The sequence below is a fragment of the Streptomyces sp. NPDC107550 genome, assembly GCF_055639095.1.
The window spans coordinates 119497-140574 of the sequence record NZ_JBVKBC010000001.1 but is presented as its reverse complement, the minus strand read 5'-3'; the positions used below and the strand labels follow the sequence as shown (position 1 = coordinate 140574).

Genomic DNA, 21078 nt, shown 5'->3' with positions numbered 1-21078 from the left:
GGAGCGGGACGTTCCCGGAGGCGGGAGCGCGAGGTGTATGAATGGATGGGAGGAGCAGACAGCAGCACCGACCGCCGAAGGGACGCGCGTCCATGGCCAAGCAGAACGTCGCCGAGCAGTTCGTCGACATCCTCGTCCGCGCAGGTGTGAAGCGCATGTACGGCGTCGTCGGCGACAGCCTCAACCCGGTCGTCGACGCCATCCGCCGCAACAGCGCCATCGACTGGGTCCACGTACGGCACGAGGAGACCGCCGCGTTCGCCGCGGGCGCCGAGGCGCAGATCACCGGGAAGATGACCTCGTGCGCCGGGTCCTGCGGGCCCGGCAACCTGCACCTGATCAACGGCCTGTACGACGCGCACCGCTCGATGGCGCCCGTCCTCGCGCTCGCCTCGCACATCCCCTCCAGCGAGATCGGCCTCGGCTACTTCCAGGAGACGCACCCCGACCGGCTGTTCACCGAGTGCTCGCACTACAGCGAGATGATCTCCAGCGCGCAGCAGATGCCGCGCGTGCTCCAGACGGCGATCCAGCACGCGGTCGGGCAGTCCGGCGTGAGTGTCGTGACGCTGCCCGGCGACATCGCCGACCAGGCCGCCCCGGATAAGTCCGTGGAGACCGCCATCGTCACCTCGCGGCCCACGATCCGCCCCGGCGACACGGAGATCGACCGGCTCGTCGAGATGATCGACGAGGCCGACAAGGTCACCCTGTTCTGCGGCAGCGGCACCGCGGGCGCGCACGCCGAGGTCATGGAGTTCGCCGGGAAGATCAAGTCGCCGGTCGGGCACGCGCTGCGCGGCAAGGAGTGGATCCAGTACGACAACCCGTACGACGTCGGCATGAGCGGACTGCTCGGCTACGGCGCCGCCTACGAGGCCACGCACGAGTGCGACCTGCTGATCCTGCTCGGCACGGACTTCCCGTACAACGCGTTCCTGCCGCAGAAGGACGTCAAGATCGTCCAGGTGGACATGCGGCCCGAGCACCTCGGGCGGCGCTCCAAGCTGGACCTCGCGGTGTGGGGTGACGTGCGCGAGACGCTGCGCTGTCTGACGCCGCGCGTGCGGCCCAAGGACGACCGACGCTTCCTCGACAAGATGCTGAAGAAGCACGCCGACAACCTCGAAGGCGTCGTCAAGGCGTACACCCGCAAGGTCGACAAGCACGTCCCGATCCACCCCGAGTACGTGGCTTCCGTCCTCGACGAACTCGCCTCCGAGGACGCGGTGTTCACCGTCGACACCGGCATGTGCAATGTGTGGGCGGCCCGCTACATCTCGCCCAACGGCCGCCGCCGCGTGATCGGTTCGTTCTCGCACGGCTCGATGGCCAACGCGCTGCCGATGGCGATCGGCGCCCAGTTCGTGGACCGCGAGCGCCAGGTCATCTCCATGTCCGGCGACGGGGGCTTCTCGATGCTGATGGGTGACTTCCTCACCCTCGTCCAGTACGACCTGCCGGTGAAGGTCGTCCTGTTCAACAACTCCTCCCTCGGCATGGTCGAGTTGGAGATGCTGGTCGCGGGCCTGCCCTCGTACGGCACGACGAACAAGAACCCCGACTTCGCGGCCGTCGCCCGCGCCGCCGGCGCCTACGGGGTGCGGGTGGAGAAGCCCAAGCAGCTCGCGGGCGCCCTCAAGGACGCCTTCAAGCACGAGGGCCCGGCGCTCGTCGACATCGTCACCGACCCCAACGCGCTGTCGATCCCGCCGAAGGTCAGCGCCGAGATGGTCACCGGGTTCGCGCTGTCCGCCTCCAAGATCGTGCTGGACGGCGGGGTGGGCCGCATGGTGCAGATGGCCCGCTCCAACCTGCGCAACATGCCCCGCCCCTGACGGACCGTCCGCGCGGAATCATCGGCGCCCGACCCGCCCCCGCACCCGGCCCTCGCAGGCCGGGTGCGGGGGCGGCGCCGTGCCGTCCCGGCGCGCCGGGGCCCGGTCGTCAGTTGTAGACGGGCTGCTCGACGCCGACGCGCTGCCCGTCGAGCTGGAACGACTCGAAGGTGGGCTCGGCCAGGCCGCTGTACGCCTCCGGGTGCAGATGCACGGCGGCCGGCTGGAGGTCGACGGCCCGGAAGGAGGCGCCCTCCATGCTCTCCAGGAGCCCCATGGTCTCGCGGGCGCAGCCGTAGGAGAGGCTGAAGCCGCTGCCGCCGTGGCCGAAGTTGTGCACGATGTTGAACCCGTACTCCCGCTCCACGCAGACGTTCTCGACGCGGTAGGGGCGCAGGCCGGTGATGACCTCGACGTCCGTGTCCTCCAGCGAGATGTCCTTGAGGAGTTCGGGCGCGAAGCGCTTGTTGCGGGCGAACATGTCCTTGATCGGCGGGTAGTCCTTGGTGAGGTGGGTGTCGTACTCGCTCGGCTCGACCAGGCCGCCGAGGATGAGGTGGGTCTTGCGGGGGACGATGAAGACCATGTCCTGCTGGTGGGCGGTCTTGGAGATGGCGTACGCGGTCTTCGGCGGCTCGGGGAAGCGGTCGACGGGGACCCGGACCAGGGCGCCGCGCAGCGGAACCATACAAGCCCCGGCGAGTTCGGCGGCTCCCATGCCGGTGGCGTTGACGATGGCGTCGACCTTGTACTCCGCGCGGAGCTTCGCGCTCTGCGGCACCAGGCGGTCGGTGATGCGCTTGCCGTACGTGATCGTGACGTTGGGCTGCTTCTTGAGCTGGTCGCGCAGCCAGCGGGTGTAGATGGGCGTGTCGATCGCGGGGACGGTGAGCTGGTAGCCGTCCTTGACCTTGAAGGAGGCGGGGACCTTCTTCAGATCCGCCTCGGTCATGCGCCTGAAGCCCTGGATGTGGCCCTCGTCGGCCAGCTTCTTGAGCTCCTGCATCTTCGTGCGTTCGAGCCAGTCGTCCTCGATCTTGATGCCGAAGTAGAAGTTCGACTGCGCCATGAGGACCCCGGCCTTCGGGTGCTCCTTGGCGATCTTGGCGAACTCCTTGTAGGACTCCACCGACCAGCGCTTGGACCGCATGATGGAGAGCTGGTTGCCGTGCTGGCCGCAGACCGCCGGCGGGAACTCCCACAGGGCGCCCGCGATCACGGACACCGTCTGGTCGGCGGGGCGCTCGGCGACGACCTGGACCTGATAGCGGGGGTTCTTGCCGTCCTTGGCCCGGGACAGCTCCAGCGCGGTCGTCAGACCGCTGACCCCGGCGCCGATGACCAGGACCTTCTCCACACGGCGGGTGTGCTGCTGCTGAGCCACAACTTCACTTCCTTGTTCACGTGACGGGTCCCGCCGGCCAGGACCCGCCGGCGGAGCGACGGCGCGCCCGTCGCCGTGCGTTTCCCCGAAAAGCCACGGGCGTGCCGTCTGCGGCCATCATTCGCCTCCGGAGCGGGGTCCCTGACTTTCCCGCGCGACAAAGGAGGAATGTCCTGGTGCGCGCCCCCGGCGCACGGGGAGCAAAGAAACCATTCCTCTCGGACGTCACCCCGATTTACCTTTTGAGTGACCGTCTGACCTGGGGGAACGGGGCGTGTGTCGAAGCCGCGACAAACGCGTTCTCTCCGGGGCGAGGAAATGCGGAAAGGAATTGCACAAACGTTGCTGCGCGCACACGCGAGTAGATATACCTACGCGGACTCGGGAAATCCCGGCGCCGCGCCGCCGCGCCTTGCCGTGCCGCGCCGACGCGTCCGCATCCCTACGACGGCCGGATGTGGCCGCCCTCGCCCGGCCCACGGTGGACGAACCCACAAGAGTGCCGCCCGGCCGATGGGGCATGCATTGCGTGTACGCGTTCGAGAATCAGGCCGGACGGCACGGCCCGGGGTGTCAAGACCCCGGGGCCGGTGCGTGGGCGGGGGTCATGAAAGGGACGACGCGAGAGACGGACGACATCGGGACGCGGCCGCCGCGCGGGCCGCGCCCCCAGCTCAGATGCACGGTGAAGAAGCGCGACCTGAAAGCGGTCGCCCGGACCCGGCGGGCGGTGCGGGACCTGCTGCGGCACTGGGAAGGACCCGCCGACACCACGGAGATCGCCGAACTGCTCACCAGCGAACTCGTCACGAACGCGCTGGTGCACACCGACCGCGAGGCCGAACTCACCGCGACCGTCGGCCCGCACGGGCTGCGCGTCGAGGTCAGGGACCACGCGGCGCACCGGCCCCGGCCGCGCGTACCGCACGCCGACGACGGTACGCACGGCAGGGGGCTGATGCTGGTGCAGACACTGGCCGACGCGTGGGGCGTGCGCCCGCTCGCCGAGGGCGGCGGGGGCAAGGTGGTGTGGTTCGAACTCGACGGCGGCGCCGCGCGGCCCTGAGACCGCGCGGCGCCGCCGCACACACCCACCTATGACGGACCGTCAGCCGAACTGCTGCTCCAGGTCCTTGAGCTTCTGCTCCAGGGTGTCGAGCCGGGGCAGCGCCTGGGTGTCGTCCTCCGCCGTCAGATCGACGGCGACCGAGGGCGCGGCGCCCTCACCGTTCTTGACGGCCTGGAGCGAGGGACGGGCGCGCACCGGCAGTTGTTGTTCCTGCGAGGGCGTCTCCGGCGGCGATATGGCAGGCTCCGCGCCGCCCTGGCCCGCGCCGGTGCCCGCCGCCACGGCCGGCACCTCCACCTGCGTGCCGCCGCGCCCGGCGAAGGGGCGGTGGCCCCGGCTGAGCGCCCGCAGCTGCGCCCGCTCCAGCTTCTGGTGCTCGCGCTGGCGCACCCGGTCCTGGGCCTTCTGCCGCTTGTCCTCGCGCACCTCGTCGACGGCCTCGTCCAGCGTCCGCACGTTCTCCAGGAGCATCAGCGACCAGGCGCTGTACGTCTCCCGGGGCGCGCGCAGCCACCGTACGATGCGGATCTGCGGCAACGGCCGCGGCACCAGGCCCTGTTCGCGCAGTGCCGCGCGGCGCGTCTGCTTCAGGGCGCGGTCGAACAGGACGGCCGCCGAGAGAGACATCCCCGCGAAGAAGTGCGGGGCGCCCGCGTGGCCGAGCCCGCGCGGCGCGTGCACCCAGTTGAACCAGGCGGCGGCGCCCGCGAACGTCCATACGAGTATGCGCGAGCCGAGGGCCGCGTCGCCGTGGCTGGCCTCGCGCACCGCCAGCACCGAGCAGAACATCGCGGCGCCGTCGAGCCCGAAGGGGACCAGGTACTCCCAGCCCCCGGACAGGCTCAGGTTCTGCCGGCCGAAGCCGACCAGGCCGTGGAAGGACAGCGCGGCGGCGACGGCGGCACAGCAGAACAGCAGCACGTACGAGGCGGAGCCGTACACGGCCTCCTTGCGGCGCCGGCGCTCCTCGCTGCGCTCCCACGAGTCGTCGGCCGAGCCGCCCTTCCCCCCGGCGCGCCTGCCGCGCGCGAGCACCGCCACCGCCGCCAGCATGCCCAGGAGCAGTACGGCGCCCGGAAGCAGCCAGTCAAGCGATATATCGGTCAGTCTCATCTGGGGTCCCTTGCATCGCGGTAGGGCGTTTCGGGCGCCATAGTGGCCCAGCCGCCCCGGCCCGCACGGGGGTTTCGGGACAAGAGAACGCCATTGGAGTGCAAGGGGGCGCGCAAAGCGGCCGTACGCTCGAACTCCCGCAGCGGAAAGGGAAGTTGCGTTCTATTTACGTCACCCGTACGGGTGGTTCGGGCGTCGGCCTCTTGTGTTCAGGCAGCGGTGGCGGCCGTCAGCTTGCGCACGCGGTCCGCGTCACAGGTGCGCGGGCAGGTCACGCAGGTGTCCTCGGGGCGCAGCGTGTAGAATAGGCAGCAGCTCGCGCGGTCGCGGGTGGGCAGCGGCTCGCCCTCCGGCCCGGTCAGCTCCCGGAAGGCGGCCCGGCCCACGTACGGCTCGGTCGTGCCCGGCAGCAACTCCTCGAGGTCGGTCATCGCGCGCCGCTCCTCGCCGAGCAGATGACCCACGTACCAGAGGCTCTCGACGATCTCGTCCGTCGCCATGCCCCACAGGGCGCGCGGGCCGCGCCGCATCCGGGGGCGGAAGCCCGCGAGCACCGGCTCCAGGTGCTCGGCGACGGCCGCGCGGACCTCGGCGCGCAGCGCCTCCTCGCCGTCCACGACGCGGGCGCCGGGCAGTGCGGCGGCCGGGTCGCCGGGCAGGCACGCGAAGTCGGTGACGCGTACCGCCATCCGGCCGAGCGCCCGGTGGAAGGAGACGTGCGCGGTGGGCAGCCGGGGCACGCGCCGCTCCAGGAACCAGGGGATCGTGACGAGCAGGCAGGCGGGCCACGCGTAGCGGTGCAGGCCGAAGCTGGCGATCACGTCCGGGCGCGCCCGCGTCCCGTAGTCCCTGAGCACCTGCGCCTCGTCCCAGGCGAGGAACGCGTCGAGCGCGCCGCCGCCCTCGGCGAGCTCCCCGGCCCCGACCCAGCCCGCCCCGCCCGGGAGCGGGGCGCCGGGCCCGGCGAGGTCGACGCGCAGGCTCGGGAACACCTCGGTGAGACGGGCGTACGCGGCCGACACCGCGGGGTGTGTCGCGGCGGGCGCCGCCGGGGTGAGAAGGCTCATGCAAGGACCACCGCATCCCGATCGTTTGCAGGTAAGCCTTACCTTATCCGAAACGGGAGGGGTTTGAACTGGGAGCCCGGCCGCCTATCGTTCTTCGTTGAGCTTCGGACAAACGGCGAGGAACGGCGGCGAACGGGATGACCGGGGTGGAGCAGACGAGGTGGCGCGCGGCGCCGGGCCACGGCGTGCCCGAGCAGCGCGGCGCGGCCGCGTCGGCCGAGCGCAGCCGGGGCGAGCACACCCACGGCGAGCCGCCCGCGCCGCGGGCCCCGCTCGTCCGGACGTCCGTGCGCGGGCAGGTCCTCGACGCGCTCCGGGCCGCGCTCGTCGCCGGAGAGCTGGTGCCCGGCGAGGTCTACTCGGCGCCGGCCCTCGGGGAGCGGTTCGGCGTCTCCGCCACGCCCGTGCGGGAAGCCATGCAGCGGCTCGCGGCGGAGGGGGCCGTCGAGGTCGTCCCCAACCGGGGGTTCCGGGTCGCCGAGCGGGGGGCGCGGGAGCTGGCGGAGCTGGCGGAGGTGCGGGCGCTCATCGAGGCGCCGACCGTGTTGCGGCTCGCCGGGGCGGGGGTCGTGCCGGCGGGGCGGTGGGGGGCGTTGCGGGCGGGGGCCGAGGAGACCGTACGGGCTGCCGTCGCCGGGGATCTCGCGGGGTACGCGGTGGCGGACCGGGCGTTTCATCGGGCGCTGCTCTCCCTTGCGGGGAATGAGCAGTTGGTGCGGGTTGCGGATGATCTTTGGGGGCGGGTGGGGGTGGTGCCGGGGGATCTTCGGGTGGATGCGGCGGAGCATGTCGCGCTGGTCGACGCGTTGGAGCGGGGTGACCTGCTTTCCGTCCAGTCCACGGTCCAGGCCCACTACACCCTCTGACCGGGGGTTCATTCTCTGACGGCACGCCAGCGCGGGGTGAGTGCACGTTGTGCCTCGGGTGCAGCCCCGGTGGGGCTTCTCGCGCAGTTCCCCGCGCCCCTTACGGGGCTGGCCTCAGCGCCAACTCCTCAGCCGCCAGCGCCCCTGACGGGGCTGGCCTCGGCGTCAACTCCCAGCCTCTCCGGCGATTGAGGAGCGGGGGCTGGGGCAGCGCCCCAGAGTGCCGGGTCAGGTCAGGGAGGGGGCCAGCCAGGTGGGGACTCCGTCCAGGAGGCGGAAGAGACGAGCCGCTTCCGCCCGCAGCCGCGCCTTCGTATCCGCCTCCCCCTCCGCCTCCGCCAAGGAGATCAGCGCAGGCGCGGTCCCCACCAGGAACCCCAGTTCCTCCCGCAGCCGCAACGACTCCGCGAACCCGTGCCGCGCCTCCGCCACCTCCCCCTCCCGCAGCGCGAGCCCGGCCAGCTGTCGCCAGGTGAAGGAGAGCAGCAGCGTGTCCCCGTGCGCGGTGGCCCCCGCATGCGCCCGCCGGTAGGCGGACCGCGCCGCCTGCGGAGAGTCCGCGAGGTTCTCCGCCATCAGCCCCCGCCGGAAGTCGAGGACCGCCCGCCGCGCCGCCCCGGGCGCGATCAGCGCCGCCGCGCGGCCGAACGCCGAACGGGCCTCGTCCACCCGGTCCCGTACCTTCAACAACGTAGCCGCATAAGCGAGTTGACCCCGCTCGCACGCGGCGGCGCCGCGCTCCTCGTCGGTGCCGGCCAGCGCCTCCGCCGCCCGCAGCGCGTCCTCCGCCTCGGGCCAGCCCCGCTCGGTGTACAGGCACCGCTCGACGAGCAGCGCCGCCCGCTGGAGCGCCGCGGCCGGGTCCGTCGCCGCGTGCGGTTCGAGCAGTGCCGCCGCGTCGGCCCAGCAGCCGCGCGAGCGCAGCCGCCATACCGCGGTCTGGAGTGGATCGTGCCCTGCGTTCGTTCCCGTACCAGACATGGCGGTATGCGCCACGTTGCCCTCCCCGAGCACGCCGTCGAGCCGAGTTGATGGAGGGCATCTCAGCACGGATCACCGGGCCCGGCCAAGAGGGTGGGTGAAAGATTTCACAAAGGGATGGGGTTCCGGTCGGCACCCGTAACCGCTAAAGGACTGACGTCGCGTCAGCTCATGCGCAGGGCCAGGAAGAAGTCCAACTTGTCCTCCAGGCGCGACAGATCACGGTTCGTGAGCTGTTCGATCCGGCCGACGCGGTAGCGCAGCGTGTTCACATGCAGGTGGAGCCGGGAGGCGCAGCGCGTCCAGGAGCCGTCGCAGTCGAGGAACGCCTCGAGCGTCGGGATCAGCTCGGCCCGGTGCTTGCGGTCGTAGTCGCGCAGCGGGTCGAGCAGCCGGGCCGTGAACGCGCGCCGCACGTCGTCCGGCACGAACGGCAGCAGCAGCACGTGCGATGCCAGCTCCTGGTGCCCGGCCGCGCAGACCAGGCCGGTGCGGGCGGCGGCGACGCGCCGGGCGTGCCGGGCCTCCTCAAGGGCACCGCGCAGCCCCTCCGCCGAGTGCACGGCCGCGCTCACCCCGATGGTCAGCCGCCCGTCGTCCGCGAGCCCCGCCGACAGCGGCTCCCGTACGGTCTCCAGGAGGCTGTCCGCGATCAGGCCCTGCTCGGGGCCGTCGTGGTCGGCGGGCACGGCGGGCAGCGGTACGAGGGCGATGGCCTCGTCACCCGTATGGGCGACGGCGATCCGGTCGGAGGGCTCGGTGCCCGTGGAGAGCGGGTCGAGCAGGATCTCCTCCAGGAGCGACTGCGCGACCGGGCCGCCTTCGATCGCGCCGCCCTCCCATTCGACGCGGGCGACGACGACCTGCCAGTGCGGGGCCGCGCCGAGCCCCGGCAGCAGCACCGGCGCCGCCACCCGCAGCCGCGCGGCGATCTCGGCGGGCGCGGCGCCCGTCTGGACCAGCTCCAGGACCTCCTGGGCGAGCCGGCGCCGCACGGTGCGGGCCGCGTCGCGCCGGTCGCGCTCCACGGAGATCAGCTGTGTGACGCCCTGGAGCAGGTCGAGCCGCTCCTCGGGCCAGTCGCCCGCGTCGGCCTCCACGGCGAGCAGCCAGTCCGCGAGCACCGTCTCGCGCACGTCCCGGTGGGCCGGGGCCGGCCCCCTGGCGCCGGTACGGATCGGGAACAGCGAGTACGCCGTGCCGTCGACGGAGACCCGGTGCGGGGCGCGCCGCCCGGCGCGGGTGGCCGCCAGGTGCTCACCGGCGAGGCGGGCGCGGACGGCGGGCGGCAGCTCGGGCCCGCCGACCGTGGACCCGGCGACCGTGCGCCCGGCGGGGGACAGGACCCAGGCCCGCAGGTCCAGGTCGCTGCCGAGCAGGTCGAGGACGACGTCGGGGCCGCCGCCGGTCGGGCCGGACGTCATCAGGCGCCGGTGGCGGTCCACGACGGCCGCGAGGTCGCCCGCGCGCTCACCGGAGACCTGCCGTACGACGTGTTCGGTGATCGTGGCGAAGGCCACCGACTCGTTCACCGCGAACAGGGGCAGGCGGTGGCGGGCGCAGGCCACCACCAGGTCCTCGGGCACCGCGCCCAGCTCCGCCTCGCCCGCCGCGAGGGCCGCGACCCCGGCCGACTGGAGGATGCGGACGAACGGCTCGGAGTCCGCCGCGTCCCGCCGCCAGGCCAGGCCCGTCAGGACCAGCTCGCCGCCCGACAGGTACCGGCTGGGGTCGCGCAGGTCCGTGGTCATCACGCCACGGACCGTGCGGTCCAGCTCGTCCTCGCCGCCGAGGAGCCTGAGGCCCAGCGCGTCCGTGTCCAGCAATGCGCGCAGCCGCATGTCGTCCTCGCCGCCGATCTGTCTCGAACTGTTGCTTGGGTGTCTTCGGGGAAACGGAGAGCCTGGTGATGCCCTCCGTTCATACGAATCTACAAGACACCATTCGTGGGCAGCCAACTCCTTCATGGTTTCCGTGACTGATGCAGGCGGAGCACAGGGCGGTGTACTGAGCCCACTCCGCGTGAACAGCACATGAACGAGCCTCCGTGATCCGCACATCCCGTGGCTCGATCGCATCGAACGATCCACGAACGACGAATGAAGAGAGCCGCTCATGGACTTCCTTCGCCCCGCAAGCTGGGAGGAGGCGCTCGCCGCCAAGGCCGAGCACCCCACGGCTGTGCCGATTGCGGGTGGTACCGATGTCATGGTCGAGATCAACTTCGACCACCGGCGGCCCGAGTACCTCCTGGACCTCAACCGCATCAGCGAGCTGAGCGAGTGGGAGGTGGGCGAGGGAGCACAGGGCACGGTCCGGCTCGGCGCCTCCGTCCCGTACACCAAGATCATGGAACATCTGCGGGCCGAGCTGCCGGGGCTGGCGCTCGCCTCGCACACCGTCGCCTCGCCGCAGATCCGCAACCGCGGCGGCGTCGGCGGCAACCTCGGCACCGCCTCCCCGGCCGGCGACGCGCACCCCGCGCTGCTCGCCTCCGGCTGCGAGGTCGAGGCCGAGTCCGTACGCGGCTCGCGCCGCATCCCGATCGACGAGTTCTACACCGGCGTCAAGCGCAACGCGCTCGCCCCGGACGAGCTGATCCGCGCCGTGCATCTGCCGAAGGCGGACGGCCCGCAGCAGTACTCCAAGGTCGGCACCCGTAACGCCATGGTCATCGCCGTGTGCGCGTTCGGCCTCGCCGTCCACCCCGAGACGCGGACCGTGCGCACCGGCATCGGCTCCGCCGCGCCGACCCCGATCCGCGCCAAGGACGCCGAGCTGTTCCTGAACGCGGCGCTCGAAGAGGGCGGCTTCTGGGACAACGGCAAGATCATCACCCCGTCGGTCGCCAAGCAGTTCGCCGACCTGTGCGCCGGCGCCTGCAACCCCATCGACGACGTACGCGGCACCGCCTCGTACCGCCGTCACGCGGTCGGCGTCATGGCCCGCCGCACGCTCACCTGGGCCTGGGAGTCCTACCGCACCGACGGTCGCACGCAGAAGGGGAGTGCCGCGTAATGCGCGTCAATTTCACGGTCAACGGCCGCAAGCAGGAAGCCGACGACGTGTGGGAGGGCGAGTCCCTGCTGTACGTGCTGCGTGAGCGGCTCGGCCTGCCCGGCTCCAAGAACGCCTGCGAGCAGGGCGAGTGCGGCTCGTGCACGGTCCGCCTCGACGGCGTGCCGGTCTGCTCGTGTCTGGTCGCCGCCGGTCAGGCCGAGGGCCGCGAGGTCGTCACCGTAGAGGGCCTCGCCGACCACGCCGCCCAGCGCGCCTGCGGCACCGGCGCCTGCGGCTCGGGCACCTCGCTCCAAGAGGCGCAGGGCTGGACCGCGAAGGGCACCGACTCGCAGACCGGCGAGGGCGGCGAACTCTCCCCGATCCAGCAGGCGTTCATCGACGCGGGCGCCGTCCAGTGCGGCTTCTGCACGCCCGGCCTGCTCGTCGCCGCCGACGAGATGCTGGAGCGCAACCCGACCCCGTCCGACGCGGACATCCGCGAGGCGCTGTCCGGGAACCTCTGCCGCTGCACCGGCTACGAGAAGATCATGGACGCGGTCCGGCTCGCCGCCGCGCGGCAGTCGCAGCCCGAGGGAGTCTGAACAGCATGGGTACGACAGGAATCCCCGGCAAGGTCACCCAGGGGGCGCAGACCAAGGGCGGCATCGGCGAGTCCACGCTCCGCCCGGACGGCACCCTCAAGGTCACCGGCGAGTTCGCGTACTCGTCGGACATGTGGCACGAGGACATGCTGTGGGGCCAGGTCCTGCGCTCCACCGTCGCGCACGCGGAGATCGTCTCGATCGACACCTCCGAGGCCCTCGCCATGGACGGCGTGTACGCCGTCATGACGCACGAGGACCTGCCGGCGAAGAAGAACTACGGCATGGAGTACCAGGACACCCCGGTGCTCGCCTACGGCAAGGTCCGCCACCACGGCGAGCCCGTCGTCCTGATCGCCGCCGACCACCCGGAGACCGCGCGCCGCGCCGCCGCCAAGGTCGTCGTCGAGTACCGCGAACTGCCCGTCATCACCGACGAGGCGTCCGCGACCGCGCCCGACGCGATCCTCGTCCACGAGAACCGCGGCGACCACCACGCGGGCCACGCCCCGCACCCCAACATCGTGCACCGCCAGCCGATCATCCGCGGCGACGCGGCGAAGGCCGCCGAGCGCGCCGACGTCATCGTCACCGGCGAGTACACGTTCGGCATGCAGGACCAGGCGTTCCTCGGTCCCGAGTCCGGCCTCGCCGTGCCCGCCGAGGACGGCGGCATCGACCTGTACGTCGCCACCCAGTGGCTGCACTCCGACCTCAAGCAGATCGCGCCCTGCCTCGGCCTGCCCGAGGAGAAGGTGCGGATGACGATGGCCGGAGTCGGCGGCGCGTTCGGCGGCCGCGAGGACATCTCCATGCAGATCCTCGCCTCGCTGCTCGCCCTGCGCACCGGCAAGCCCGTCAAGATGGTCTACAACCGGTACGAGTCCTTCTTCGGCCACGTCCACCGGCACCCGGCGAAGCTCTACTACGAGCACGGCGCCACCAAGGACGGCAAGATCACGCACATGAAGTGCAAGATCGTCCTCGACGGCGGCGCGTACATGTCGTCGACGCCGTCGGTGGTCGGCAACGCCTCCTCGCTGTCCGTCGGCCCCTACGTCATCGACGACGTCGAGATCGAGGCCATCGGCCTGTACACCAACAACCCGCCGTGCGGCGCCATGCGCGGCTTCGGCGCGGTCCAGGCGTGCTTCGCGTACGAGGCGCAGATGGACAAGCTCGCCGCGAAACTCGGCATGGACCCGGTGGAGTTCCGGCAGAAGAACGCCATGGAGCAGGGCACGATCATGCCGACCGGGCAGCCGGTCGACTCGCCCGCCCCGGTCGCCGAACTGCTGCGCCGCGTCAAGGCCCGCCCGATGCCGCCCGAGCGCCAGTGGGAGTCCAGCGAGGGCGCCGACGTGCGCGCGCTGCCCGGCGGCCTGTCCAACACCACGCACGGTGAAGGCGTCGTACGCGGTGTCGGCTACGCGGTCGGCATCAAGAACGTCGGCTTCTCCGAGGGCTTCGACGACTACTCCACCGCGAAGATCCGCCTGGAGGTCATCAACGGCGAGGCCGTGGCCACCGTGCACACCGCCGCCGCCGAGGTCGGCCAGGGCGGTGTCACGATCCACGCGCAGATCGCCCGTACCGAACTCGGCGTCCAGCAGGTCACGATCCACCCGGCGGACACCCAGGTCGGCTCGGCCGGCTCCACCTCCGCCGGCCGCCAGACGTACATGACCGGCGGCGCCATCAAGAACTCCTGCTCCCTCGTGCGCGAGAAGGTGCTGGAGATCGGCCGGCGCAAGTTCGGCTCGTACCACCCGGCGTGGGCGAGCGCCGAACTCCTCCTGGAGGGCGGCAAGGTCGTCACCGACGGCGGCGAGGCCCTCGCGTCCCTCGTGGACGTCCTGGAGGACGAGGCCGTCGAGATCGAGGAGGTGTGGCGGCACCGCCCCACCGAACCCTTCGACCTGCGCACCGGACAGGGCAACGGCCATGTGCAGTACGCCTTCGCGGCGCACCGCGCGGTCGTCGAGGTCGACACCGAACTCGGCCTCGTCAAGGTCATCGAGCTGGCCTGCGCGCAGGACGTCGGCAAGGCGATCAACCCGCTCTCCGTCGTCGGCCAGATCCAGGGCGGCACGACCCAGGGCCTCGGCGTCGCGGTGATGGAGGAGATCATCGTCGACCCGAAGACCGCGAAGGTGCGCAACCCGTCCTTCACGGACTATCTGATCCCGACGCTCCTCGACACCCCGACCATCCCGGTCGACTACCTCGAACTGGCCGACCCGAACGCGCCGTACGGCGTGCGCGGCATCGGCGAGGCCCCGACCCTGTCGTCCACCCCGGCCGTCCTCGCGGCGATCCGGGCGGCGACGGGCCTGGAGCTCAACCGGACCCCGGTCCGCCCGGAACACCTGACCGGTACCGCCTCGGCCTGACCGGCCGCGGAACCCGGCCGGCGCCCCCACCGGGCGCCGGCCCCGGGAGCGGACCGCGCGGCGCACCACCGCCCCGCCCCGCTCCCGCCGAGGGCGGCTCTCCTCTCCCCGGGAGAGCGCCCTCACCTCTCGAACTCCGGACGCGCGCCACGCGGCGCCCGCTCCAGGAATCCGCGCCTCGGGCCGTCCCCCGGGTCGTGCGTCATCCCAAATCCCGCGCGCCGCCGGCGACTCAGCGGGTGCCCCTGTGAACCTTGGGAAACGAGGCACCATGACCCAGCAGTCAGTGGAGCCGAAGACCACCGCGGACGACGCGGGCTCCGGCTCGCGCGTTCCCGCCGGGCGGTCTTGGCTCGACCGGTACTTCCACATATCCGACCGAGGATCCACCGTCGCGCGCGAAGTGCGCGGTGGCGTCACCACCTTCATGGCGATGGCGTACATCCTCCTGCTCAACCCGCTGATCCTGTCCGGCAAGGACGCCGCAGGTGACACGCTCGGCCAGAAGGCCGTCATCACCGCGACCGCGTTCGCCGCCGCCCTCACCACCCTGCTGATGGGCTTCGTCGGCAAGGTGCCCCTGGCGCTCGCCGCCGGCCTGTCCGTCTCCGGTGTCATCTCCTCGCAGGTCGCACCCGCGATGACCTGGCCGCAGGCGATGGGCATGTGCGTGATCTACGGCGTGGTCATCATGCTGCTGGTCGTCACCGGCCTGCGCGAGATGATCATGAACGCGATCCCGCTCGCGCTCAAGCACGGCATCACCATGGGCATCGGCCTGTTCATCGCCCTGATCGGCCTGTACAAGTCCGGCTTCGTGCACGTCGGCAAGGCCACCCCGCTCACCCTCGGCCCGGCGGGCGAACTCGCCGGCTGGCCCGTGCTCCTGTTCGCGGGCACCCTCCTGCTGATCTTCATGCTCCAGGCCCGCAACACGCCCGGCGCCATCCTCATCGGCATCATCTCCGGCACGGTCGTGGCGATGATCCTCAACGCGGCCGACGTCGTCGACCCCAAGCAGTGGGCCAACGGCGCCCCCGCCCTGCACGGCAGCGCGGTCTCCACGCCCGACTTCTCGCTGTTCGGCAAGGTCGAGTTCGGCGGCTGGGGCCAGGTCGGCGCCATGACGGTCGGCATGATCGTCTTCACGCTGGTGCTCGCCGGGTTCTTCGACGCGATGGCCACCATCATCGGCGTCGGCACCGAGGCCGGCCTCGCCGACGACAAGGGCCGCATGCCGGGTCTGTCGAAGGCCCTGTTCATCGACGGCGCGGGCGGCGCGATCGGCGGCGTGGCGGGCGGCTCGGGCCAGACCGTCTTCGTCGAGTCCGCGACCGGCGTCGGCGAAGGCGCCCGTACGGGCCTCGCCTCCGCGGTGACCGGCCTGTTCTTCGCCGCGTGCCTGCTGTTCACCCCGGTGACCGCGATCGTCCCGCAGGAGGTCGCGTCCGCCGCCCTCGTCGTCATCGGCGCGATGATGATGATGAACGCCCGGCACGTCGACTGGGCCGACCGTGCCACCGCGATCCCGGTGTTCCTCACCGTGGTCCTCATGCCCTTCACGTACACGATCACCACGGGTGTCGCCGCCGGCGTCATCTCCTGGGTGGCCATCAAGATCGCCCAGGGCAAGGCACGGGAGATCGGCGCCTTCATGTGGGGCCTGACGGTCATCTTCCTCGTGTACTTCTCCCTCAACCCGATCGAGGGCTGGCTGGGCGTCCACTGACGCCTCGTCACCTCCCGTACGCAACCGCTAAGGAGACCCAGACATGCTGGACATCGCCGAAGAACTGGGCCGGTGGGTCGAGCAGGGACGTGATGTCGCCGTCGCCACCGTCGTGGCCGTCGGCGGCAGCGCGCCCCGCCAGCCGGGAGCGGCCCTCGCCGTCGACAGCGAGGGCACCGCGATCGGCTCGGTCTCCGGCGGCTGCGTGGAGGGCGCGGTCTACGAACTGTGCCAGGAAGCGCTCCAGGACGGCGTCACGCGCCTGGAGCGCTTCGGATACAGCGACGACGACGCCTTCGCCGTGGGCCTGACCTGCGGCGGCGTCATCGACATCCTCGTCACACCGGTACGCGCCGCGGACCCGGCCGTACGGGATGTGATCGCGGCCGCGCTCAGGGCCGCCGCCACTGGGGAGGCGGCGGCCCTGGCGCGGATCGTCTCAGGCCCGGACGACCTGCTCGGACGCGCGCTCCTCGTCCACCCCGACGGCAGCCACGAGGGCGGCTTCGGCGCCCACCCCGAACTGGACCGCACGGTCGCCGGCGAGGCCGCGGCCCTGCTGGACGCCGGACGCACCGCCACCGTCGAGATCGGAGAGCAGGGCTCACGTTGCGGAGCACCGCTCACGCTGCTCGTGGAGTCCTCCGTGCCCGCGCCCCGCATGATCGTCTTCGGGGCGATCGACTTCGCGTCGGCGCTCGTGCGCATGGGCAAGTTCCTCGGCTACCACGTCACCGTCTGCGACGCCCGCCCTGTCTTCGCCACCGCCGCCCGCTTCCCCGACGCCGACGAGATCGTCGTCGACTGGCCGCACCGCTACCTGGAGCGCACCCACGTGGACGGTCGCACCGTGCTGTGCGTGCTGACCCACGACGCCAAGTTCGACGTGCCGCTGCTGCGCCTCGCGCTGCGCCTGCCCGTCGCCTACGTCGGCGCGATGGGCTCCCGCCGTACCCACCTCGACCGCAACGAGCGGCTGCGCGAGGTCGGCGTCACCGACCTCGAACTGGCCCGGCTGCGCTCCCCGATCGGCCTCGACCTCGGCGCCCGCACCCCCGAGGAGGTCGCCGTCTCCATCGCCTCCGAGATCGTCGCCGCCCGGCGCGGCGGCAGCGGCGTTGCCCTCACCGGCGCGCACACGCCGATCCACCACGAGCCGGGGGCCACCCGCCGCATCGGCTCGGTGGCCTGAGCGGTCGGCCGGTGGTCTGAGCGGTCGGCCGCCGGTGGTCTGAGCCGTCGGCCGCCCGGGGCTCACCTGGACGCGGGCTCACCAGGGCGCGGGGCTCACCAGAACGCCGGGCTCACCAAGGCGCGGTGAACGGGCCCGAGTCCACCGCCAGCAGGCCCGAGAACGGCCCGTCGAGCTGGTAGATCAGCAGCACCGTGAAGGTGATGAGCGCCGACAGGCCCATCACCATCACCACGTGCGTGAAGCTGCGCCGCACCCCGAACATGAACATGAACGCGACGGTCAGCACCCCGCCCACGATCAGCCCGAGCCACAGCACCGGCGACAGGCGCTGCCCCGCGTCCGACTCCCGGCCCCGGCGCGCCTCGTCCAGCACGCTCAGCTGCGCCAGCGTCTCCTGCGCCGTCGCCTGCTGCGCCGGGCCCGCGTCCGGCCCGATCTGCGCCGCCGCGCGCACCTGCTTCAGCAACTGCCAGCCGCCCGCGTCCGGCACCCCGCCGTCCGCCATGACCGGCCACTCGACGTCCACGACATGCCGTACGTACGTCTCGACGGCATCCCGCACGTCCTGGCCCTGGCGCGGTGTGAACCCGTCGGCGAGCAGATGGATCTGGTGGGCGGCGCCCGCCTCGGCGGCGACGTGGTCGTCGGCGCCGGAGTGGTTGTCCCACACCGACACGAGGCCGAGCCCGAGGATCAGCGCGTACAGCACGCCGACCATCATCGAGATGTACTCGGCGACGTCCTCGCGGGGTTCCTCGTCCTCGCGGAGCGGCCAGAAGCGGTGTTTGACGAGGACGACCGCGGCGGCGAGCAGCGCGACGCCGAGAACGATGGCCAGGCTTTCGATCATCAGGTCAGCTCCGTGGGTCGCGGCCGGTGACAGGGAGAGGCGGGGGCGGGGGAGGGGAGGGGCCGGGCTAGCGGCGGCGCGTGCCGAGCAGCAGCGCGGCGACGACCGCCGGGATCAGGATGAGGAAGAGGACGGTCGAGAGGCCGAGCCCGGTAGGCCGCCCCGACGCGTGCAGAAAGCGCCCGAGCAGCGGACGCGCGGCCTTCGGCGTCGGACGGGACGGGGGCGCGGTGCTCGCCGGCGCGTTCGGCCGGGTCTGCGGCAGCGCCGGACGGGACGCGGGCGGCGGCAGCGCACCCGGCGGCAGCCCACGCCCCGGCGCCACCTGCCCGGTACCCGGCGCCACCTGCCCGTTACCCGGCGCCACTTGACCGGCCCCTGGCCCTACTTGACCGGCCCCCGGCCCTACTTGTCCCGCCCCCGGCGGCAACACCTGCCCGCCACCCGGGAATTGACCGGACGTCAGGGGCGGTGCCAGATACGCGGGTTGGTTCATGAGGTCGGCCGGGGCCGGGGGCGCGGCGGGCGGCGGCGGCAGCGCCGGGGGAGCCAGGGGCAGCAGTGGGGAGAGTCCGCCGGGCACCGGCCGCCCCGGCGCGGGCCCGTGCGGCGGCGGAACGGCAGGCACACCCGGCGGGGGCCCGTGCGGAGGTCGCGGCCCGGACGGCGGCGGGGGAGTCCCGGGCGCCCCCGGCACGACGACGCGCGCGCTCGCCCGCGCCGTCAGCCGGGGCGGCGCGAGCCGCTGTCCGCCCGGCCCGAGGGTGCGCAGCCCGTCGCCGCCGACCGCGAGCCCCCGCCCCTCGTACACGCCCGGCGCCCGCCGCAGCCCCGCCGCGCACGTCACGGTCCGGCCGGGATCGAGGCGCGGCACGACGGCGTCGCCGCCGGGGCAGCCGATCCGGTCCGGGGCGAACCCGGGATCGGTGAGCCGGATGCCGTACGCGGGCCGGTTGCCGGTGTTGGTGAGGGCGTAGCGGGCCTCGGCGCGGCCGGGGCCCGCCGGGCGGGCGCTCTCCCGCAGGGCGAGGGCCGCGCCGACCCCGGTGTACCCGGCCTGCGCGGTGGCCTGCACGATCGCCCGCAGATACGGCTGGCTGCCCGCCGCGGTCACGGTCGCCGACCGCCGCCCCGGCAGCGCCCGGCCGATCGCCGTGCACCGCGCGGTCCGCAGTCCGGTCAGCATCCGTACCGCGTCGCCGCCGCCGGGGCAGCGCGGGCGCACCCCGGGCAGCAGCGGGTCGCGCACGCGGACGTCGTACAGGTCGGAGCCGCCCCGGTTGCGCAGTTCGTACGTGACGACGACCGGGTCGCCGGTGCGGACGCCGGGGCCGGTGGCGGCGGTGCCCGGCAGGGCGTTCACGAGGACGTCCAGGGCGAGACCGTGGGCGTCGGGGCCGTCGGCCGTCACCGGGCCCGCCGCGAGCAGCCCGCCGGTCGCCAGGCACAGGCCGATCAGCAGCCGCCGGCGGGGGAAGGCGGGCGCGAGCGAGGCGAGGAATCGTCCGATCGTCACACCGGCATGCTCGCCGCCCCGCCGCCCCGGCCCCGCGGGACGCGCCCACGGCCCCCCGCAACCACCCGCACGGCGGCGCCCGCCCCGGCGACCGGCGCCGTCAGCGGGCCGCTCGGCGCGGGGTCAGTCGTCGCGGGCCAGCAGCGCGTCCAGCGCGCGCCCGAACATCCGGCGCCCGGCCGCCGCGAGCAGCGGATCGGCGGCGCGCGGCAGTCCCCGTACGGCGATGTCCTCGCGCCACTCGACCCGGGAGCCGCCGCCGGGCAGGGCGCGGACGTCGAACTCGGCCCAGCCGGTCACGACCCGGCCGCGCTTGACCATCCGGCAGTGGCGCGGAGGCTGCCAGGCCGTGATCTCCATCGGGTCGTCGAACCCCAGCGGCCCCAACCCGGTGCGGGCCACGAACACCGTGCCGAGGTCCGTCGGGCCGGGCGTGCGCGGGGCGACCCGGGTGAACGGGACCGTGTCCCCGTGCCGCTCCCAGGCGGTCAGCCGGCGCCAGGACTCGGCGGCGGGCAGCGGGGTGTCCCGGACGAGCCGGACGGAAGCGGTCATGCGCCCACGCTAGAACAGCCCCCCGGCGCGCGCCCTCACGGCTCCTGGCCCGCGCGTGCTCACGGCTTGTAGATCTTGCCCGGCTCGGCCTTGCCGGGGGCGAGGAGCTGCGGCACGGTCACGAACACGTACCCGCGTTCCTTCAGGCGGTCGATGATCGCGGGGACGGCGGGCACGGTGTTCTTGTAGATGTCGTGCAGCAGGATGATCGAGTCCCGCTTGGTCTGGCTCACGGCCCGCTCGGTGATCGTCTTCGACGGCGGCAGCGTGTAGTCCTTCGTCGTCACGTCCCACAGGATCTGCGCGAGCCCCTCCTTGCGGGCGAGTTCGCTCACGTGGTCGTCGGTGCGGCCCTGCGGCGGGCGCATCAGCGTGGGCCGCTTGCCGGTCAGCTTCTCCACGGCGTCGTCCGTGCGCCGCAGCTCGTCGCGGATGTCGTCGTCACTGATGTCCGTGAGGATCTTGTGGTCCCAGGTGTGGCTCGCCAGTTCGTGGCCCTCGCGTGCCATGCGCTTGACGAGGTCGGGGTGCTTGGCGATGTGGTTCTTGCCGAGCAGGAAGAACGTCGCCGGGACCTTCTTCTCTTTCAGGATGTCCAGCAGCCGGGGGCTGTTCCCGCTCGGACCCGCGTCGAAAGTGAGCGCCACGCACTTGGCCTTGCGGCAGTCGACGGTGCCGTACGGGCTGCCCTCCGCCTGGGCGCCGCCCTTGCCCCGGGCCTCGGCGGGCGCCTTGCGCGCGGCGCTCGGCTTGGTCGTCTCGTACTTCGTACAGCCGGTCAGGCCGAGCGAGACCGCCCCGGCGGCGGCCAGCACGGTCAGCGCGCGGAACCCCCTCCGCGTTTTCTTCATCTTCGTAGTCGCAGCAGGCATACGGGCACTATACACACAGGTTATACACAGGGTGTATAGCTCTTTGGC

General features: G+C 72.5%; 17 protein-coding genes. 8 read left to right on the top strand and 9 right to left on the bottom strand.

The genetic code is table 11. From position 1 onward, the window contains the following. Positions 1-92 precede the first annotated feature (92 nt). Positions 93-1838: a pyruvate dehydrogenase gene (locus ACZ7LY_RS00665; protein ID WP_471622272.1), complete on the top strand. Its 1746-nt coding sequence runs from the start codon at positions 93-95 to the stop codon at positions 1836-1838. 109 nt (positions 1839-1947) lie between these two features. Here ACZ7LY_RS00665 and ACZ7LY_RS00660 read toward each other — a convergent pair whose 3' ends face one another. Next, positions 1948-3222 carry an FAD-dependent oxidoreductase gene (locus ACZ7LY_RS00660; protein ID WP_471622271.1) on the bottom strand — a complete coding sequence of 425 codons (1275 nt, stop codon included), beginning with the start codon at positions 3220-3222 and terminating at the stop codon, positions 1948-1950. Positions 3223-3829: 607 nt separating this feature from the next. Between ACZ7LY_RS00660 and ACZ7LY_RS00655 the strand changes: the two genes are divergently transcribed. Continuing rightward, on the top strand, positions 3830-4288 hold the full coding sequence (locus ACZ7LY_RS00655) for an ATP-binding protein (RefSeq protein ID WP_471622270.1): 459 nt from the start codon (positions 3830-3832) through the stop codon (positions 4286-4288). 42 nt (positions 4289-4330) lie between these two features. On the opposite strand, the gene ACZ7LY_RS00650 is transcribed toward ACZ7LY_RS00655, so the two are convergent. Continuing rightward, entirely contained in the window at positions 4331-5404 is a 1074-nt protein-coding gene (locus ACZ7LY_RS00650; protein ID WP_471622269.1) for a DUF2637 domain-containing protein, read from the bottom strand. 209 nt (positions 5405-5613) lie between these two features. After that, positions 5614-6471 (bottom strand): (2Fe-2S)-binding protein, encoded by an 858-nt coding sequence (locus ACZ7LY_RS00645; RefSeq protein WP_471622268.1) that lies wholly within the window; start codon positions 6469-6471, stop codon positions 5614-5616. A 137-nt stretch (positions 6472-6608) separates the two neighbouring features. Here ACZ7LY_RS00645 and ACZ7LY_RS00640 point away from each other — a divergent pair, with 137 nt between their 5' ends. Next, the gene (locus tag ACZ7LY_RS00640) at positions 6609-7337 is read left to right on the top strand and encodes a GntR family transcriptional regulator (protein WP_471622267.1); all 729 of its coding nucleotides are present in this window, start codon (positions 6609-6611) and stop codon (positions 7335-7337) included. 228 nt (positions 7338-7565) lie between these two features. Here ACZ7LY_RS00640 and ACZ7LY_RS00635 read toward each other — a convergent pair whose 3' ends face one another. Together ACZ7LY_RS00635 and ACZ7LY_RS00630 are read right to left on the bottom strand one after the other, a co-directional pair. After that, positions 7566-8333, bottom strand: coding sequence for a hypothetical protein (locus tag ACZ7LY_RS00635; protein WP_471622266.1), 768 nt, complete (start codon positions 8331-8333; stop codon positions 7566-7568). A gap of 149 nt (positions 8334-8482) precedes the next feature. After that, the gene (locus tag ACZ7LY_RS00630; protein WP_471622265.1) at positions 8483-10159 is read right to left on the bottom strand and encodes a PucR family transcriptional regulator; all 1677 of its coding nucleotides are present in this window, start codon (positions 10157-10159) and stop codon (positions 8483-8485) included. A 274-nt stretch (positions 10160-10433) separates the two neighbouring features. Here ACZ7LY_RS00630 and ACZ7LY_RS00625 point away from each other — a divergent pair, with 274 nt between their 5' ends. The 5 genes from ACZ7LY_RS00625 to ACZ7LY_RS00605 all read left to right on the top strand — a co-directional run bounded on the left by ACZ7LY_RS00625 (position 10434) and on the right by ACZ7LY_RS00605 (position 17234). Continuing rightward, positions 10434-11336: an FAD binding domain-containing protein gene (locus tag ACZ7LY_RS00625; protein WP_471622264.1), complete on the top strand. Its 903-nt coding sequence runs from the start codon at positions 10434-10436 to the stop codon at positions 11334-11336. Further along, entirely contained in the window at positions 11336-11920 is a 585-nt protein-coding gene (locus ACZ7LY_RS00620) for a (2Fe-2S)-binding protein (RefSeq protein ID WP_471622263.1), read from the top strand. The genes ACZ7LY_RS00625 and ACZ7LY_RS00620 overlap by 1 nt, the downstream gene beginning before the upstream one ends. Before the next feature lie 5 nt (positions 11921-11925). After that, the gene (locus ACZ7LY_RS00615) at positions 11926-14313 is read left to right on the top strand and encodes a xanthine dehydrogenase family protein molybdopterin-binding subunit (protein ID WP_471622262.1); all 2388 of its coding nucleotides are present in this window, start codon (positions 11926-11928) and stop codon (positions 14311-14313) included. A gap of 271 nt (positions 14314-14584) precedes the next feature. Next, positions 14585-16042 (top strand): NCS2 family permease, encoded by a 1458-nt coding sequence (locus ACZ7LY_RS00610; RefSeq protein WP_471622261.1) that lies wholly within the window; start codon positions 14585-14587, stop codon positions 16040-16042. A gap of 43 nt (positions 16043-16085) precedes the next feature. Continuing rightward, complete coding sequence (locus ACZ7LY_RS00605) at positions 16086-17234, top strand: XdhC family protein (RefSeq protein WP_471622260.1); 1149 nt, start codon at positions 16086-16088, stop codon at positions 17232-17234. A 112-nt stretch (positions 17235-17346) separates the two neighbouring features. Here the strand turns inward: ACZ7LY_RS00605 and ACZ7LY_RS00600 are convergent, their stop codons facing one another. The 4 genes from ACZ7LY_RS00600 to ACZ7LY_RS00585 form a co-directional block, all read right to left on the bottom strand. Next, positions 17347-18087: a bestrophin-like domain gene (locus tag ACZ7LY_RS00600; RefSeq protein ID WP_471622259.1), complete on the bottom strand. Its 741-nt coding sequence runs from the start codon at positions 18085-18087 to the stop codon at positions 17347-17349. Positions 18088-18154: 67 nt separating this feature from the next. Then, the gene (locus tag ACZ7LY_RS00595; RefSeq protein ID WP_471622258.1) at positions 18155-19603 is read right to left on the bottom strand and encodes a hypothetical protein; all 1449 of its coding nucleotides are present in this window, start codon (positions 19601-19603) and stop codon (positions 18155-18157) included. A gap of 123 nt (positions 19604-19726) precedes the next feature. Beyond that, a complete protein-coding gene (locus ACZ7LY_RS00590; protein ID WP_471622257.1) occupies positions 19727-20158 on the bottom strand; it encodes an SRPBCC family protein in 432 nt (143 codons plus the stop codon). Between the two features lie 59 nt (positions 20159-20217). Then, positions 20218-21030, bottom strand: coding sequence for a polysaccharide deacetylase family protein (locus tag ACZ7LY_RS00585; protein WP_471622256.1), 813 nt, complete (start codon positions 21028-21030; stop codon positions 20218-20220). Positions 21031-21078: the final 48 nt, after the last annotated feature.